Below are 16358 nucleotides of genomic sequence, written 5' to 3' on the forward strand. Positions count from 1 at the left end.
TCAGTTACCCCCGGATTCACCGGTCCGGGTCCCGCCCCGGTGCGTGGCCGCGCACAGCAGCAGGGCGGTGGCTGCCGCCGCCGTGGGGACCGCGTAGCCGGTGGTGGGGCTCAGGTGTTCCACTACCCAGCCCGCCGTTGCCGAGCCCGTCGCTATGCCCCCCAGGAGTGCCGTGACGGCCAGTGTCATTCCCTCGTTCAACTGGCCCTGCGGCGTGATGCGTTGGATCACGGTCATGCCGGTGACCATCGTGGGTGCGGTGGCCGCGCCCGCCAGGAGCAGGGCGGCCGACAGGGCGAGCAGGGAGCCGGACGCCGACGCCGCGACGAGCGGGCCCGTCATCAGTACGGTCATGGCGGCGAGGCAGCCGAGCAGGCGCCGCCGTACGTCGCGTGCCGGGCGCGCCGACCCGTACACCAGGCCCGCGACGCACGAGCCGGCCGCCTGGAGTGCGAGGACCGCGCCCGCCGCCGAACGGTGGCCCTGTGCGTCGGCGAAGGCGATCGTGGTCACCTCCATGGCGCCGAAGACCGCCCCGGTCGCGAGGAACACCGCGATCAGGGACGGGAATCCGGCGGCGCGGAGCGGGGAGCGCGTCGCGGTCGTACGGGGTGCCGGAGGCGGTTCCGTGGCGCGTTGGGCGGCGAAGATCAGCACGCCGGTGACCAGGAGCACCGCGCCCACCAGGGTGCCCGCCTCCGGGAAGAGCGACGTGCAGAGGAACGCCGCCACCACCGGGCCGAGCATGAAGCAGAGCTCGTCCACGGCCTGTTCGAAGGAGTTGGCGGTGTGCAGGGTGTCCGGGTCGCCGCGGTGCAGATGCGACCACCGGGCCCGGGACATTCCGCCGGTGTTGGGGGTGGTGGCGGTGGCCGCGTAGGCGGCGAACAGCGTCCAGTCGGGTGCCCCGTACCGCACGCAGAGCAGCAGGGCCAGCGAGCCGAGGGCCGCGAGCAGCGTGGCGGGTACGGCGATCCTGGCCTGGCCGTAACGGTCGACCAGGCGTGCCGTCCACGGGCCGACGACCGCTGTGGCGGCGAGGCCGGTGGCGGTGACTGCCCCGGCGAGCGCGTACGAGCCACGTGATCCGGCGATCATGATCACGGCGCTGACGCTGAACATCCCCATGGGGAGCCGGGCGAGCAGATTGCCCGCGGTGAAGGCGCGGGCGCCGGGAGTGGCCAGCAGCCGCCGGTACGGGGCGAGGGCCCGGCCGCCTGCGGTACGGGGGGTGGGGGGAGGCTCCGTGCTGTTGCTGGTGTTGCTGGTGTTGCTGGTGTTGCTGGTGTTGCTGGTGTTGCTGGTGGGTCTGGTGGGTCTGGCGGTTCGGGGTTCGGTGCGGGTGGGTTCCAGGTCCATGTACGTCAGACTCCAGGGGCGTCCCTTGCGCGGTCCAACACCTGTTCGGGGCCGATTGACGCGGTTCCGTTGTAAGTTCGGCGGATGTCTCAGCGCCTGCCGGATATCGCGCCCCGTCTGCTGCGTGCCTTTGTCGCCGTCGCGGAGGATCTGCATTTCACCCGCGCCGCCGCCCGGCTCTATGTGGCGCAGCAGGCGTTGAGCCGTGATGTCCGGCGGGTGGAACGGGAGTTGGGGGCCGATCTGTTCGTACGGACCACCCGGCAGGTCTCGCTCACCGCCGACGGCGTGCGGCTGCTGCCGTACGCCCGGCGGGTGCTCGCCGCGTACGACGAGCTGGCGGCGGCCTGGGCGCATGACGAGCGCCCCCTGCTTGTCGATGTGGGAGCCCCGGTCGGCACCGCATCCCAACTGGTGGCACGGGCTCGTGAGATCGCGCCCGATGTCGAGTTCGTGGCGCGTTTTCACAGTGGTCTGACGGGGGGAGCGGCGGAGATCGTGGCGGGCCGCCTTGATGTCTCGGCCGGCCGGGTCGCCGGTCTCGCCCCGGAGGTGCTCGACCTGCTGGACCACCGGCCGGTCCGGTTCGAACGGATGGCGGTCCTGCTGCCCGAAGAGCACCCTCTCGCCGCCCTCGACGAGGTTCCGGTGGCTGCGCTGGCGGGGGAGACGCTCTATGCGGCGGCGGGAAATCCGGCCACCGCGGAGTGGACCGATCTGGCGGGCCGGCTTTTCGCCGGGCGGGGGATCGCGCTGGCGGAGTCCTTCCCGGAGATCGACGGCGAGGAGGAGTTCGCGCGTGTGATTCGCAAACGCCGCTGGTCGGTGCTTGCGAGCACGGTGTTCATCGGGGTTCCCGGCATGGTGCTGCGCCCTCTGGTCGATCCCGTACCGCTGTCGCCGGTTTCGCTCGTATGGCGAAAATCCTTGCGACACCCGGGGCTCAGTGCCCTTCACCAGGCGATCGATGAGGGTGTGGCCGGCCAGGGCTGGCTGGACATGCCCGCCGGGGCCTGGCTCCCTGCCGTGGACATGGCGATGTACGGGCAGATCAGGGGCCTATATGAGCAACTGTGAACAACCGTCCTGAAGTGGCTTGAAGCTGCGCTAGATTCGCCCACCGGACGAGCGAGGTAGAGGGCGCTCGGGCCTGAGTGGGGACTCGGTCCGGCGACATCCGTCCGGTCAACTACGCGCAGTGAATCGACCTTGGGGGGATGTGTGGACAGCGGTGGAAAAGTGGCGAGAAGGCGCCCGTTTCGGGCAGATCAATGAACCGCATGATGTGACGGTTCAAATGGATGGGCTGGGGAGGGAGTTGCCCGGTCCCGGTCCCGGTCCTGCCTCCGGTCCTGGTTCAGGTTCAGGTCCCGGCGCCGGCTCCGGCCCCAGTCCCAGTCCCGGTCCCGGTCCCGTTCGCGGGTCGCTGACTCGCGGCGGTGAGGTGCGTGATGCGCACGGGGTGCGTGAGGTGCTGGGCAGTGGGCCAGGAGAGCCCTCCCGCTCAGGTGAGTCCCCTGGAGCGGGCGGGTCCGCCGGGCCGGACGGCGGGGATGTTCCCCCGGTCACCGACAGCCCCGTCTTCGTGGACGCCAGTGGCCGCCGGGGCCGTAAGTACCGCCGTATCGGCTGGGTACTCGCCTTCGCCTGCGCCTCCTACGCGGTGCTGCTGGTGTTCACTGTCGTCGGCGGGAGCTCCACCGCCCCCTGGCTGCTGATCCCCGGTCCGGCCACCGGGAAGAAGGCGGACACCGCCAGGACCCCGGCCCGGCCTGTGGTGTCCCCGGCGCCGGGGCAGGGGATCCCGGGAGCGACACCGGCACCCGTACCGGTGGACGTCGCGTCCACCGGGGCGCCAGAACAGGCCACCGCCGTCGCCCCCGGGGTACGGGTGACGCCCCCCGGCGCCCGTAGCGCCCCGCCCGGCAAGGCTGCCAAGTCCGGCAAGGCCCGCAAGCCCGCACCGCCCGTCCGGGCCCCCGGTGGCGGCTCCACGCATCCGGCACCCGTGGTGTCCGCTCCGCCGTCCGGTGGCGGCCGTACGCCGTCCCCGTCCGCACCGGCCCCTTCGGACAGCGCGACCGCGCCGACCGGACCCGGACCCGAACAGTCCGCATTCCCAGAGAGCGCACCGTAAGAAAATGAGAACAGCCCGAGGGCCCAAGCGGACCGTTCGGCGCCGCAGGCCGCCCATGCGGTACCTCCTGCCGCTGCTCCTGCTCGTCGCGCTCTTCGGCATGCTCGTGATGCGCGGCTACGTCCACAGCGAGATCGTCGCCGACCACCGGGTCCGGCCGCCCGCGGCGACCGGCGACGTCCCCGGCCACATCCTCGACGGCGGCCCGGTCATCGACGCCCGGGGCAAGGGCGAACCCACCAGCCTGCGCATCCCCGGCCACCGGATCGTCCTGACCTTCGACGACGGGCCCGACCCGGAGTGGACCCCGAAGGTCCTCGACGAGCTGAAGAAGTACCACGCGCACGCCGTCTTCTTCGTCACCGGCACCATGGCCTCCCGTTACCCGGCCCTGGTCAGGCGCATGGTCGCCGAGGGCCACGAGGTCGGCGTGCACACCTTCAACCACCCCGACCTCTCGTACCAGTCGAAGAGCCGCATCGACCGGGAGCTCTCCCAGACCCAGCTGGCCCTCGCGGGCGCCGCCGGTATCCGGTCCTCGCTCTTCCGTCCGCCCTACTCGTCGTTCGCCGACGCGCTGGACGACAAGAACTGGCCGGTCGTGAAGTACATCGGCAGCCGCGGCTACATCACCGTGCTCGACTCCGTCGACAGCGAGGACTGGCAGCGGCCCGGCGTCCCCACCATCCTGCGCAACGCCACCCCCGAGGGCGGTCAGGGCGCGATCGTCCTCATGCACGACTCGGGCGGCAACCGCGCCCAGACCGTCGCCGCGCTCGGCCGCTATCTGCCCGAACTCCAGCGCAGGGGCTACGAGTTCGCCAGCCTCACCGACGCGCTGGGCGCGCCGTCCGCGCAGACTCCGGTGAGCGGGGCCGAGCTGTGGCGCGGCAAGGCGTTCGTCTTCGCCGTCGGGCTCTCCGACGATGTCTCGGGTGTGCTGATCGGCTGCCTCGCCGTCGTCGGTGTGCTGGTGTTCGCCCGCTTCGGACTGATGCTGGTGCTCTCCTTCGTCCACGCCCGCAAGGTCCGCGCACCCGGCTTCCGCTGGGGACCGCCGGTCACCGAACCCGTATCGGTGCTGGTCCCCGCGTACAACGAAAGCGCCTGCATCGTCAGTACGGTCCGCTCGATCGCCGAGAGCGACCATCCTGTCGAGGTCGTCGTCATCGACGACGGCTCGACGGACGGTACGGCGGACCTGGTGGAAGCGCTGCGGCTGCCCGGCGTCCGGGTCGTGCGCCAGCGCAACGCGGGCAAGGCCGCAGCCCTCAACAACGGCATCACGCACGCCCGGCACGGCCTCGTCGTGATGATGGACGGCGACACCGTCTTCGAAGCGGCCACCGTGCGCGAACTGGTGCAGCCCTTCGGCGACCCGGCGGTCGGCGCGGTCGCCGGGAACGCCAAGGTCGGCAACAGGGACAGCCTCATCGGCGCCTGGCAGCACATCGAGTACGTGATGGGCTTCAACCTGGACCGCCGGATGTACGACGTCCTCGGCTGCATGCCCACCATCCCGGGAGCCGTCGGCGCCTTCCGCCGCACCGCGCTCGACCGCGTCGGCGGGCTGAGCGAGGACACCCTCGCCGAGGACACCGACATCACGATGGCCCTGCACCGCGACGGCTGGCGCGTGGTCTACGCGGAGAACGCCCGCGCCTGGACCGAGGCCCCGGAGAGCGTCCAGCAGCTCTGGTCGCAGCGCTACCGCTGGTCGTACGGCACCATGCAGGCGATCTGGAAGCACCGCCGCGCCCTGGTCGAGCGCGGGCCTTCCGGGCGGTTCGGACGGGTCGGCCTGCCGCTGGTCGCGCTCTTCATGGTGCTGGCGCCGCTGCTGGCCCCGCTCATCGACGTCTTCCTGCTGTACGGGCTGATCTTCGGCCCGACGGAGCGGACCGTGCTCGCGTGGCTCGCCGTGCTCTCCGTCCAGGCCGTGTGCGCCGCGTACGCGTTCCGGCTCGACCGCGAACGGATGCGCCATCTCGTCTCGCTGCCGCTCCAGCAGATCCTGTACCGGCAGTTGATGTACGTGGTGCTGCTCCAGTCGTGGATCACCGCTCTCACCGGCGGCCGGCTGCGCTGGCAGAAGCTGCGCCGTACGGGAGTGGTCGCGGGTCCGGGCACGGCTCCCGGCGATATCCGTCCCAGCCGGAACCGTCCCGGCGATATCCGCGCCAGCGAGCACCGTCCCAGCGAGCACCGTCCCAGCGAGAACCCGAGGCCCGTCGCATGACCGCCACCACACCGGCGTCCGTCCCAACGGCCGCCCCCGAACCCGCGTCCGGCCCCGGTCCCGGCCCCGTCCTCGTACCCGGTTCTCCCCCCGGCCGCGACCGCTACCTCGATCTGCTCCGGACCACCGCCCTGGTCCGTGTCGTCTTCTACCACCTGTTCGGCTGGGCCTGGCTGTCCGTCGTCTTCCCCTCCATGGGCGTCATGTTCGCCCTCGCCGGCTCCCTGATGGCCCGCTCCCTGAGCCGCCCCGCCCTGGCGGTGATCCGCGGCCGGGTGCGCCGGCTGCTGCCGCCGATGTGGGCGTTCGGCGCGCTGATGGTCGGACTGATGGCGTACGCCGGGTGGCGGCCCTCCGTCACCAAGTTGCTGCTCTACCTCGTACCGGTCGGCGCCCCGCCCTACCCCGACTCGCTCGGCTCCGCGTCCGGCTGGCTGGATCAGGACTGGCCCGACCAGGCGGTGGGCCCGCTCTGGTATCTGCGGGCCTACCTCTGGTTCGTACTGCTGTCGCCGCTGCTGCTGAGGGCCTTCCGCAGGCTGCCCTGGCCGACGCTGCTCGCCCCGCTCGCGCTGACCGCGGTCGTCGGCACCGGAGTGGTGACCGTGCCCGGTGAACCGGGCCTCGCCCTCACCGACTTCGCGGTCTACGGCTCCTGCTGGATCCTGGGCTTCGCCCACCAGGACGGGCTGCTGAAGAAGGTGCCGCGCTACTTCCTGGTGTCCTGCGCCGTCCCCGTCATGGTGTTCGGTCTCTGGTGGGCGCACGGCCATCTCGGGCCCGACGGCTGGGACCTCAACGACATCCCGCTCGCCCAGGCCACCTGGTCGTTCGGGGCCTGCGCACTGCTCCTGGCGTACTCGCCGTCCTGGCGTCAACTGCCGCCCCGGCTGGCCCGGTTCGACAAGGTGATCACGCTCACCAACAACCGCGCGGTGACCATCTACCTCTGGCACAACGCCCTCATCATGGCCACCGTGCCGGTCGTCGACCAGCTGTACAACGTGCCGTTCATCGAGGGCCGCTTCGACTCGGCGCTGACCGCCACGTACAACGTGTGGATGTTCGTCGCGGTGTGGCCGCTGATCGGGCTGACCGTGCTGGCCGTCGGCTGGATCGAGGACCTGGCGGCCGGCCGCCGCCCACGGCTCTGGCCGGACGGCGCGCGGGGCGCACACGCTCCGGAACGGCCTGCCGGCTGACCTGCCTGCCTCGCGCCCCACGCCTCGGGCTATGCGTCGTTTGTTCCGGCGTGGGCCCGGCGGTATACCGTCGCCGGGCCCGTCACGCGCTCCTGGGAGGCTCACGCACCATGCACGACACCGCACCGCCCGAGCAGGGCCCACTCGCCGGGTTCACCGTCGGCGTCACCGCCGCCCGGCGCGCGGAAGAGTTCATCGCGCTGCTCCAGCGGCGGGGTGCCGAGGTCCGGCACGCGCCCGCCCTGCGGATCGTGCCGCTCGCCGACGACAGCGAACTCCGTTCCGCCACCGGTGAGTTGATCGACGCCGCGCCGGACATCGTGGTCGCGACCACCGCGGTCGGCTTCCGCGGCTGGATCGAGGCAGCCGACGGCTGGGGCCTCGGCGGGGCGCTGGTCGAACGGCTGCGTGGGGTGGAACTGCTCGCACGCGGACCCAAGGTCAAGGGCGCGATCAGGGCGGCCGGGCTGCGCGAGGAGTGGTCGCCCGCCTCCGAGTCGATGGCCGAGGTGCTCGACCGGCTGCTCGCGCAGGGGGTCGCGGGCCGCCGGGTCGCGGTGCAGCTGCACGGCGACCCGCTGACCGGTTTCGTGGAGGCGCTGCGGGACGCGGGCGCGGACGTGGTCGGCGTACCGGTGTACCGGTGGATGCCGCCCGAGGACATCGGCCCGCTCGACCGGCTGCTCGACGCGACGCTCGCCGGGGCGGTCGACGCCCTGACCTTCACCAGTGCGCCCGCCGCCACTTCACTGCTGGCCCGCGCGGAGGTACGCGGGCTCCATGCCGACCTGCTCGCCGTGCTCCGCCACGATGTGCCGGCGGTCTGCGTGGGGCCGGTCACGGCGCTGCCCTTCGAGACGCAGGGCATCGGCACACTCCAGCCGGAACGCTTCCGGCTCGGGCCGCTCGTCCAGGTCCTCTGCGAGGAACTCCCCTCCCGTGCCACCACGTTGTCCGTCGCGGGCCGCCGGGTCGAGATCCGGGGCCAGGCGGTCCTGGTGGACGGTGCGCTCCACCCCGTACCCCCGGCGGGAACGGCCCTGCTGCGGGCGCTCGCGCGCCGCCCCGGCCAGGTGGTGTCCCGCGCGGAACTGCTGCCGGCGCTCCCGGGGGCGGGCGGCGACGAGCACGCCGTCGAGGCGGCGATGGACCGGCTGCGGGCGGCGCTGGGGCCGGCGGTTCCGGTCCGGACGGTGGACGGGCGGGGCTACCGACTGGCCGCCGACCCGGCGGAGGACACGACGTACGGCGAAGGCGACGGCGGAGGCGAAGGCTGACGCGCGTCACGTCCCGGCCGTCGTCCCGACCCGGTGGTCGGGTGGCGGACCCCGGAGTTACCGTGCCGGAATGATGACCGAAGGAATCCGGCTGCGCCCGGTCGAGCTCTCCGACGCCGAAGCCCTCGCCACCGTCCTCACCCGCAACCGTGAGTACATGCGACCCAGGGAACCGGCCAGGCCCGAGTCCTTCTACACCGTCGACGGCCAGCTGGAGCGCCTGCGGGTCTCGCTGGCCGACCGGGAAGCCGGGCGGACGGTGCCGTGGGTGCTGGAGGAGACCGGCACCGGGAACATCGTGGGGACCATCACCCTCAACAACATCGTCATGGGGCCGCTCCGCAGTGGGTCCGTCGGCTACTGGGTCGACGCCGGCTTCACCGGCCGGGGCGTGGCGTCCGGAGCGGTCGAGGAGGTCTGCCGGATCGCCCGCGACGAGCTCGGGATGCACCGCGTCGAGGCCGGGACGATGCTCGACAACGTTGCCTCGCAGCGAGTGCTCACCAAATGCGGCTTCGAGATCTACGGGGTGGCGCCCCGCTATCTGCTCATCAACGGCGAGTGGCGTGACCACCGGCTCTTCCAGCGGATCCTGCACGACCGGACCTGAGGCCGGCCCCGGTCCCGGCTGCGGCCGGGAGCATCCGATCAGGAGTACGCGTCAAGCGCGCCGACGGCAGGGGTTACGGCACGGCACGTCGCCGGGCACTGTAAGAGGTATGGGTTCGCACGCGTACGAGCTGCGGTTCGACTCCGGGCGCATCTGCCTGGACCTGGTGGCGACAGGGACGGATTCCGTTGAACAACTCGACTGCGGGCGGCGGCTCGCCGCCTGGCTGACCGGTGCCGGGCTCGTCCCGGCCGGCACCCCGCTCCCGGTGCCCGGCACGGACTGGCTGCACGCCTTCACCGAACTCCGGTCGTACGTGGCGGAGTTGATAAGAGCCGATGTCGCGGGCCGCGCGGCGGAACGGGCGCTCGACGAGGTCAACGCCCGGGCGGCGGGCCCGCCTCCCGGGCTGCGGGCGGTACGTGACGAGGGCGGCCGCCTCGTCAGGGAGCTGGCCGCCGCCCCCGAGCGCGACGCCCTGCTCGCCCTCGTCGCCCGCGACGCCGTCGAACTGCTCACCGACCCCGGGGCCCGCGCGCTGCTGCGCCAGTGCGAGGGCGACAACTGCCGGCGGCTGTATCTCGACACCTCCCGGGGACACCGCCGCCGCTGGTGCTCCAGTGAGGTCTGCGGCAACCGCGAGCGGGTCGCCAGGCACCGCCGCAGGGCGGCTGTCGCGGCCCGCGCCTGAGGGAAGCCCGGGGAAAGACCGCAGGAAGCGCGGGACAAGCCCGAGCGAAGGCCGCAGGAACGCCGACGGAACGGAGCCTGACATACGCTCCCCGGTCGCATAGGGTTGACGGTCGCCCAATGCATGCAAGAAGGGGGCCTCAGTGGCCGCGCAGGACGCCGCTGTCGACTCGGTCAGAGACCGCGAGATCGCGACCGAGCAGGAGCACCTCGATCAGGTGTACCGACGCCTTGAGGAGAAGATCCACGAGGCTGAATTCCTCATGAACGACGCCGCCCAGCGCGGCCAGGTCGGCACGCCTGGCGCACTCGCCGAGCGGGACGCCCAGGTCTTCCGGGCCGGTATCCACCTCAACCGCCTCAACAACGAGTTCGAGGACTTCCTCTTCGGACGTATCGACCTGCTCCAGGGCAAGGACGGCAAGAAGGGCCCGGACGGCGCGTACACCGCCGTCGAGCCGGCCGACGACGCCGTACGCCCCGACGACACCGCGGATGTCGCAGAGACCCTGCACATCGGCCGGATCGGGGTCCTGGACTCCGACTACTCGCCGCTGGTCATCGACTGGCGGGCCCCGGCTGCCGCGCCCTTCTACCGCTCGACCCCGGTCGACCCCGGCCGGGTCGTACGCCGCCGGGTCATCCGCTCCAAGGGCCGCAAGGTCCTCGGGGTCGAGGACGACCTGATGCGCCCGGAGCTGACGGCGGCGCTGGACGGCGCCCCGCTGGCCGTCGTCGGGGACGGCGCGCTGATGGCCGCGCTGGGGCAGGCCCGCAGCCACACCATGCGCGACATCGTCTCGTCCATCCAGGCCGAGCAGGACCTGGTGATCCGGGCGCCCGCCGCATCCGTCACCGAGGTCGCGGGCGGCCCGGGCACCGGCAAGACGGCCGTGGCCCTGCACCGTGCCGCGTACCTGCTCTACCAGGACCGCCGCAAGTACGCGGGCGGCATCCTGATCGTCTCGCCGACGCCGCTGCTCGTGGCGTACACCGAGGGCGTGCTGCCCTCGCTCGGCGAGGAGGGCCAGGTCGCGATCCGCGCGGTCGGCTCGCTGGTGGACGGCGCGGAGGCGACGGCGTACGACGATCCGGCCGTCGCCCGCGTCAAGGGCTCGTCGCGGATGCTCCAGGTCCTGCGCAAGGCCGCGCGCGGGGCGCTGGAGAACCCGGCGCAGCGTCCTGCACGGCAGCGGACCCGGGGCGGTGCCCGTGGTCAGGGCGGAGACTCGCAGCTGTCCTTCGGCGGGGACCGACTGTCCTTCGGTGACGCGGCAGGGGCGGAGGAGCAGGACCCGCAGGGAGCGTCCTCGTCCCCTGTCACTCCGGACCGGCTGCGGGTGGTTGCCTTCGGCGGCCGGCTCGAACTCGAATCCGACGAGCTCCAGCGCATCCGCCACAACGTCCTCGGCGGCACCGCGCCCGTCAACCTGCTGCGCCCGCGCGCCCGTCGGCTGCTGCTCGACGCGCTGTGGGCCAAGTCGGGCGGCCGGGCCAGGGGCTCGTCCTCGTACGCGGGTGACCCCGAACTGGCAGCCGAGCTGCGTTCGTCCTTCGACGACGACGTGTCGAACGAGGACAGCTTCACCGACTTCCTGGATGCCTGGTGGCCCGAGCTGACCCCGCGCGGGGTGCTCGCCGCGATGGCCGACGAGCGCAGGCTCGGCCGCTGGGCCCGCCGGGTGCTCAACCAGGGCGAGGTGCGCAAGCTGGCGCGTTCGCTCCGGCGCGAGGCGCTCTCGGTGCACGACGTGGCGCTCCTCGACGAGCTCCAGGCACTCCTTGGCACCCCGCACCGGCCCCGGAAGAAGCGCGAGTACGACCCGCTGGACCAGCTCACCGGTCTGGAGGAGCTGATGCCCCACCGCGAGGAGACCCAGTGGGAGCGGGCCGAGCGGCTGGCGCAGGAGCGCACCGAGTACGCGCATGTCATCGTCGACGAGGCGCAGGACCTGACGCCCATGCAGTGGCGGATGGTCGGGCGCCGTGGCCGCCAGGCGACGTGGACGGTCGTGGGCGACGCGGCCCAGTCGTCGTGGTCGGCCCCGGACGAGGCGGCCGAGGCCCGCGACGAGGCGCTCGGCGCCCGCCCGCGCCGCCGCTTCACACTGACCGTCAACTACCGCAACCCGGCGGAGATCGCCCAGCTGGCGGCGAAGGTGCTCGCACTGGCCATGCCGGGCATGGAGTCGCCGTCGGCGGTCCGCTCCACCGGGGTCGAGCCGCGCTTCGCGGTCGTACCGGACGGGGACCTCGCCGGCACGGTGCGGGAGGAGGCCCGGCTGCTGCTCGACCGGGTCGACGGCACGGTCGGTGTGGTGGTCGCCATGAACCGGCGCGACCAGGCCGGGAAGTGGCTGGCCGGTCTCGGGGACCGGGTGGTGGCGCTGGGGAGCCTGGAGGCGAAGGGGCTTGAATACGACGCGACGGTCGTGGTGTCGCCCGCGGAGATCGCGGACGAGTCACCGGCCGGGCTGCGGGTGCTGTACGTGGCGTTGACCCGTGCCACGCAGCAGCTCACGGTGGTCTCGGCGGCGGTCGACGCGCCCGACGGTGACGGCGTGCCGGATCTGCTGCGGGACTGACATCGGTGCTCCGCGCGGGACCCGACTGTGGGCCAGGAGTCAAGGGGCCGCAGGGGAATCACTTTCCCGGGTGGTTTGTTAACCTGGTCGTGACACCGGCCCGATCCAAGCCCCCGGGCCCAACCTTCGTCGCTTCGAGCGACCTCTTGCCGCGAGGCGAGCATGGCGGGCCGGTGTCACTCAGCTGAAGAGGGTCCGTACCGCCTCCGGGTGGTGCGGACCTTTTCTTTTCGGTGGTCCGTACGGTTCGGTTCCGCGGTCCGTACGGTGCCGTTCAGGGGGCCGTCGTACGGTCGGTGAGGTGACGCGTCGTGACCACCCGATGTGACGGGCCGTAACCACCCGGGAAGCATCTTTCTGTGAACCGGCCTCCTCCGGGGCTTCCCCGACCAGGCACTTTCTCGTATGGTGGAAAACACTTTCCGAATCGGAGGTCCCATTACCAGCTACTGGCTGGTAGGTGCGACCATCGGATGCGTTTTACTGAACAACCAGGGAAAAGCAAAGGAAGTCGGCCATGGCAACGGCGCCCAGCGTCTCGTACTCGATCACGGCGCGTCTGGAGGTTCCCGCGAGCGGGACCGCGGTCAGCCAGCTCACCACGGCCGTCGAGTCCTCCGGTGGCTCGGTCACCGGTCTCGACGTCACCGCGTCCGGCCACGAGAAGCTGCGGATCGACGTCACCATCGCCGCCTCCTCCACCGACCACGCCGACCAGATCGTGCAGCAGCTCAAGGGCATCGAGGGGGTCGAGCTCGGGAAGGTCTCCGACCGTACCTTCCTGATGCACCTCGGCGGCAAGATCGAGATGGCGTCCAAGCACCCCATCCGCAACCGTGACGACCTCTCGATGATCTACACCCCGGGTGTGGCCCGCGTCTGCATGGCGATCGCGGACAACCCCGAGGACGCCCGCCGGCTCACCATCAAGCGCAACTCCGTTGCAGTGGTGACGGACGGGTCCGCGGTGCTGGGGCTCGGCAACATCGGCCCGATGGCCGCGCTGCCGGTCATGGAGGGCAAGGCGGCCCTCTTCAAGCGCTTCGCCGGCATCGACGCCTGGCCGATCTGCCTCGACACCCAGGACTCCGACGCGATCGTGGAGATCGTCAAAGCCATCGCGCCCGGCTTCGCCGGTATCAACCTGGAGGACATCTCGGCGCCCCGCTGCTTCGAGATCGAGGCCCGGCTGCGTGAGGCCCTGGACATCCCGGTCTTCCACGACGACCAGCACGGCACCGCGATCGTCGTGCTCGCCGCGCTGACCAACGCACTGCGCGTGGTGGACAAGGAGTTCAGCGAGGTCCGGGTGGTCATGTCCGGCGCCGGAGCGGCCGGTACGGCCATTCTGAAGCTGCTCCTGGCCGCGGGCGTCAAGCACGCGGTCGTCGCCGACATCCACGGTGTGGTGCACGCGGGCCGCGAGGACCTGGTCGACGCCAAGCCCGAGTCGCCGCTGCGCTGGATCGCCGACAACACCAACCCCGAAGGCGTGACGGGCACGTTGAAGCAGGCCGTGGTCGGCGCCGACATCTTCATCGGCGTCTCGGCTCCCGACGTGCTGGACGGCGACGACGTCGCAGCCATGGCGGACGGCGCGATCGTGTTCGCGCTCGCGAACCCCGACCCCGAGGTCGACCCGGCGATCGCCCGTCAGTCGGCGGCAGTTGTGGCCACCGGCCGGTCGGACTTCCCGAACCAGATCAACAACGTGCTGGTCTTCCCGGGTGTCTTCCGCGGTCTGCTGGACGCCCAGTCCCGTACGGTCAACACCGAGATGATGCTGGCCGCGGCGGGCGCGCTCGCCGATGTCGTCGGCGCGGACGAGCTGAACGCGAACTACATCATCCCCTCGGTCTTCAACGACAAGGTCGCCGGGGCGGTCGCGGACGCGGTCAGGTCGGCTGCTAAGTCGGCCGGCGCGGCTGTGTCGTCGCCCACGTCCGCCTGACGCCCGGCGCGTCGCGGGACTCGCGGCCCCAAACGCCCCTCTAGGGTGGCGGGAAATGAGCCCCTGGGCGCCCACAGCCGGGTTTCACGGAGTCGACGGAGCGTCACCATCCCGGGACAGTGACGCGTTCGTGTGACTCCGGTGAGTGCCGGATTGGCTTTCCCGCCGTTGGTGGGGGCAGGATGCATATTCGGGCGCGAGGGTCTGACGTCAGACCCGGGTCCGGGGACTGTCCTAGGGCCCTGGCAGCATCGGCTTCGATCTCACGCCTTACAGGCAAGAAGAACACGGGAGTAACAACATGAACCGCAGTGAGCTGGTGGCCGCCCTGGCCGATCGTGCCGAGGTGACTCGTAAGGACGCCGACGCCGTTCTGGCCGCTCTCGCCGAGACGGTCGGCGAGATCGTCGCCAAGGGCGACGAGAAGGTCACCATCCCCGGCTTCCTGACCTTCGAGCGCACCCACCGTGCCGCTCGCACCGCGCGTAACCCGCAGACCGGCGACCCGATCAACATCCCCGCCGGCTACAGCGTGAAGGTCTCCGCGGGCTCGAAGCTCAAGGAAGCCGCCAAGGGCAAGTAGTCCCCAAGCGCAGAGCACAGAACGGAGGGCGGCCACCCGGTCAGGGTGGGCCGCCCTCCGGCATGTCCGGGTCGCGCGGCTTCCCGGGCTGGGGCGCACGGCTTCTCCGGCCGGGGTGCGCGGCTTCCCGGGCCGGGGCGACAGCCTGTCAGGCCGGCCGGGCCCCGGTGGCCGCGTCGTGGCCCTGGCCGCCGTCCTCGTGGAACGTCAGCAGGTCCACGGCCGTCAGGGACGCGACGAAGGTGGTGCGCGGCCCCACGGCGATGCCCGGGACCGTGGGGACCGCCAGCAGGCGGCACCCGGCCGCCAGGGCCGCAGCCGCCCCGGTCGGAGTGTCCTCCACCGCCAGGCAGCGGGCCGGATCCACGCCCAGCGCCGCGGCCGCCGCCAGATACGGGTCCGGGTGGGGCTTTCCGCGCGCCGATTCGCCCGAGGCCACGGACGTCGCGAACCGGTGCGCGCCGAGCGCTTCGAGCACCATGTCCGCCACATGCCGTTCCGAAGCGGTGACCAGGGCCACCGCGATACCCAGCGCCGCCGCCTGGTCGAGCAGGCGCAGCGCGCCCGGCTGGACGGTGACGCCGGAGGCCACGCCGGCCGTGAAGTCCCGGTCGAGGCGGGCGGCGGCTTCGGCCACGGTCATGCCGATGCCGTGTTCGTGGACCGCACGTTCCGCGGCGTCGGCCACCGCGGCACCCGCGTACGCGGCCATGACACCGGGCCCGGCGGGGACGCCCTGCTCGCTGAGCAGCCGGGCGACGGTCTGCAGCCAGGCGTGCTCGGTGTCGACCAGGGTGCCGTCCATGTCGCACAGCAGCGCCGTGGGGAGCGTCATGAGGGCTCGCTTTTCTGTTCCGGTGCGGTACGGGCCAGGGGGTTGGCCTGTGTGGAGTTGCGTACGGTGAAGACGACCGAGCCGGGGCGGTAGCGGTCGTCCGAGGTCTCGACGGGCCGCCCGTCGGCGGTCAGAGTGGTGCGCCGCACCCGGAGCAGCGGGCTGCCGCGGCGCACCCGCAGTTCGCGGGCGTCGGCGGTGCCCGCGGCGACGGCGTCCAGATGGTGCTCGCCGTGCGCGAAGACCAGCCCGGTGTCGTCGAGGAGCCGTTGGGTGACCGACTCGCAGTCGGCGGGCAGGGCTTCGACGGCGTCGGCCGTCCAGCCCGCGTAGACCGTCCGCTCCAGCAGGACCGGGGCGCCGTCCAGGGTGCGCAGCCGCAGAACGCGCAGCACGCCGTCGTCCGGCGCCAGTTGGAGCAGCGCGGCCTCCTCGGCGCTCGCACCGCCGCGTACGGAATCCAGGACGAGCCCGCCCGGGAGATGCCCGCCGGCCCGCGCCCACTGCGCGAAACTGCGCAGTTCGGCGAAGCTCTGACTGGGTGTGGTGCTCAGCACAGTGTGGCGCGTGCCCTGCCGGGAGCCGAGCAGCCCTTCGGCGAGCAGCGTCGCCAGAGCCTGCCGTACGGTGCCGCGCGAGACGCCGTGCAGCGCGGCCAGTTCGGTCTCCGACGGCAGCGCGGAACCGACCGGAAACCGCCCTTCCGCGAGGTCACGGCGGAGAGTGTCGGCGATCTCCTGATGCCGTCGGGTCACGTCACTCCTCCTGGTGGGCCCGGGGTTCCGGGGCGGCGGCTGATCATGTCATCTGTACACACCGTCATGCGTTCCACGGAGGTTCGATGTATGTGTCTCACCGATCCGCGCCATCTTAAACCAAAACTTATATAA

General features: G+C 71.8%; 13 protein-coding genes. 10 read left to right on the top strand and 3 right to left on the bottom strand.

Features of this window, described 5'->3' with window-relative positions:
- Complete coding sequence (locus OG210_RS19910) at positions 1 to 1359, bottom strand: MFS transporter (protein ID WP_371537997.1); 1359 nt, start codon at positions 1357 to 1359, stop codon at positions 1 to 3.
- Positions 1360 to 1443: 84 nt separating this feature from the next.
- Between OG210_RS19910 and OG210_RS19915 the strand changes: the two genes are divergently transcribed.
- From OG210_RS19915 to OG210_RS19960, 10 genes are all read left to right on the top strand, one after another.
- Positions 1444 to 2436: a LysR family transcriptional regulator gene (locus OG210_RS19915; protein ID WP_371538000.1), complete on the top strand. Its 993-nt coding sequence runs from the start codon at positions 1444 to 1446 to the stop codon at positions 2434 to 2436.
- A gap of 508 nt (positions 2437 to 2944) precedes the next feature.
- The gene (locus OG210_RS19920; RefSeq protein ID WP_371538003.1) at positions 2945 to 3496 is read left to right on the top strand and encodes a hypothetical protein; all 552 of its coding nucleotides are present in this window, start codon (positions 2945 to 2947) and stop codon (positions 3494 to 3496) included.
- Between the two features lie 55 nt (positions 3497 to 3551).
- Positions 3552 to 5735 (top strand): bifunctional polysaccharide deacetylase/glycosyltransferase family 2 protein, encoded by a 2184-nt coding sequence (locus tag OG210_RS19925; RefSeq protein ID WP_371540384.1) that lies wholly within the window; start codon positions 3552 to 3554, stop codon positions 5733 to 5735.
- Complete coding sequence (locus tag OG210_RS19930; protein WP_371538005.1) at positions 5732 to 6937, top strand: acyltransferase; 1206 nt, start codon at positions 5732 to 5734, stop codon at positions 6935 to 6937. Before OG210_RS19925 ends, OG210_RS19930 begins: the two co-directional genes overlap by 4 nt.
- A 110-nt stretch (positions 6938 to 7047) precedes the next feature.
- Positions 7048 to 8214, top strand: coding sequence for a uroporphyrinogen-III synthase (locus OG210_RS19935; protein ID WP_328327083.1), 1167 nt, complete (start codon positions 7048 to 7050; stop codon positions 8212 to 8214).
- A 70-nt stretch (positions 8215 to 8284) separates the two neighbouring features.
- Positions 8285 to 8824: a GNAT family protein gene (locus OG210_RS19940; RefSeq protein ID WP_328327081.1), complete on the top strand. Its 540-nt coding sequence runs from the start codon at positions 8285 to 8287 to the stop codon at positions 8822 to 8824.
- A gap of 109 nt (positions 8825 to 8933) precedes the next feature.
- Positions 8934 to 9515 (top strand): ABATE domain-containing protein, encoded by a 582-nt coding sequence (locus OG210_RS19945; protein WP_328327079.1) that lies wholly within the window; start codon positions 8934 to 8936, stop codon positions 9513 to 9515.
- Positions 9516 to 9657: 142 nt separating this feature from the next.
- The gene (locus OG210_RS19950) at positions 9658 to 12099 is read left to right on the top strand and encodes a UvrD-helicase domain-containing protein (RefSeq protein WP_371538008.1); all 2442 of its coding nucleotides are present in this window, start codon (positions 9658 to 9660) and stop codon (positions 12097 to 12099) included.
- Positions 12100 to 12616: 517 nt separating this feature from the next.
- Complete coding sequence (locus tag OG210_RS19955) at positions 12617 to 14050, top strand: NAD-dependent malic enzyme (RefSeq protein ID WP_328327075.1); 1434 nt, start codon at positions 12617 to 12619, stop codon at positions 14048 to 14050.
- A 301-nt stretch (positions 14051 to 14351) separates the two neighbouring features.
- Positions 14352 to 14633 carry an HU family DNA-binding protein gene (locus OG210_RS19960; RefSeq protein ID WP_003968811.1) on the top strand — a complete coding sequence of 94 codons (282 nt, stop codon included), beginning with the start codon at positions 14352 to 14354 and terminating at the stop codon, positions 14631 to 14633.
- 148 nt (positions 14634 to 14781) lie between these two features.
- Here OG210_RS19960 and OG210_RS19965 read toward each other — a convergent pair whose 3' ends face one another.
- Both OG210_RS19965 and OG210_RS19970 read right to left on the bottom strand, forming a co-directional pair.
- Positions 14782 to 15468 carry an HAD family phosphatase gene (locus OG210_RS19965; RefSeq protein ID WP_328327073.1) on the bottom strand — a complete coding sequence of 229 codons (687 nt, stop codon included), beginning with the start codon at positions 15466 to 15468 and terminating at the stop codon, positions 14782 to 14784.
- The gene (locus OG210_RS19970; protein WP_328327071.1) at positions 15465 to 16223 is read right to left on the bottom strand and encodes a GntR family transcriptional regulator; all 759 of its coding nucleotides are present in this window, start codon (positions 16221 to 16223) and stop codon (positions 15465 to 15467) included. The genes OG210_RS19965 and OG210_RS19970 overlap by 4 nt, the downstream gene beginning before the upstream one ends.
- Positions 16224 to 16358: the final 135 nt, after the last annotated feature.

It is taken from the genome of Streptomyces sp. NBC_00466, from assembly GCF_041433995.1.
In the GTDB taxonomy this organism is placed as follows: Bacteria; Actinomycetota; Actinomycetes; order Streptomycetales; family Streptomycetaceae; genus Streptomyces.

Bases quoted from the DNA above. Each gene is read 5' to 3' on its own strand.
- OG210_RS19910 (WP_371537997.1), bottom strand. From the start codon at position 1,359: ATGGACCTGGAACCCACCCGCACCGAACCCCGAACCGCCAGACCCACC.
- OG210_RS19915 (WP_371538000.1), top strand. From the start codon at position 1,444: ATGTCTCAGCGCCTGCCGGATATCGCGCCCCGTCTGCTGCGTGCCTTT.
- OG210_RS19925 (WP_371540384.1), top strand. From the start codon at position 3,552: ATGCGGTACCTCCTGCCGCTGCTCCTGCTCGTCGCGCTCTTCGGCATG.
- OG210_RS19930 (WP_371538005.1), top strand. From the start codon at position 5,732: ATGACCGCCACCACACCGGCGTCCGTCCCAACGGCCGCCCCCGAACCC.
- OG210_RS19935 (WP_328327083.1), top strand. From the start codon at position 7,048: ATGCACGACACCGCACCGCCCGAGCAGGGCCCACTCGCCGGGTTCACC.
- OG210_RS19940 (WP_328327081.1), top strand. From the start codon at position 8,285: ATGATGACCGAAGGAATCCGGCTGCGCCCGGTCGAGCTCTCCGACGCC.
- OG210_RS19945 (WP_328327079.1), top strand. From the start codon at position 8,934: ATGGGTTCGCACGCGTACGAGCTGCGGTTCGACTCCGGGCGCATCTGC.
- OG210_RS19955 (WP_328327075.1), top strand. From the start codon at position 12,617: ATGGCAACGGCGCCCAGCGTCTCGTACTCGATCACGGCGCGTCTGGAG.
- OG210_RS19960 (WP_003968811.1), top strand. From the start codon at position 14,352: ATGAACCGCAGTGAGCTGGTGGCCGCCCTGGCCGATCGTGCCGAGGTG.
- OG210_RS19965 (WP_328327073.1), bottom strand. From the start codon at position 15,468: ATGACGCTCCCCACGGCGCTGCTGTGCGACATGGACGGCACCCTGGTC.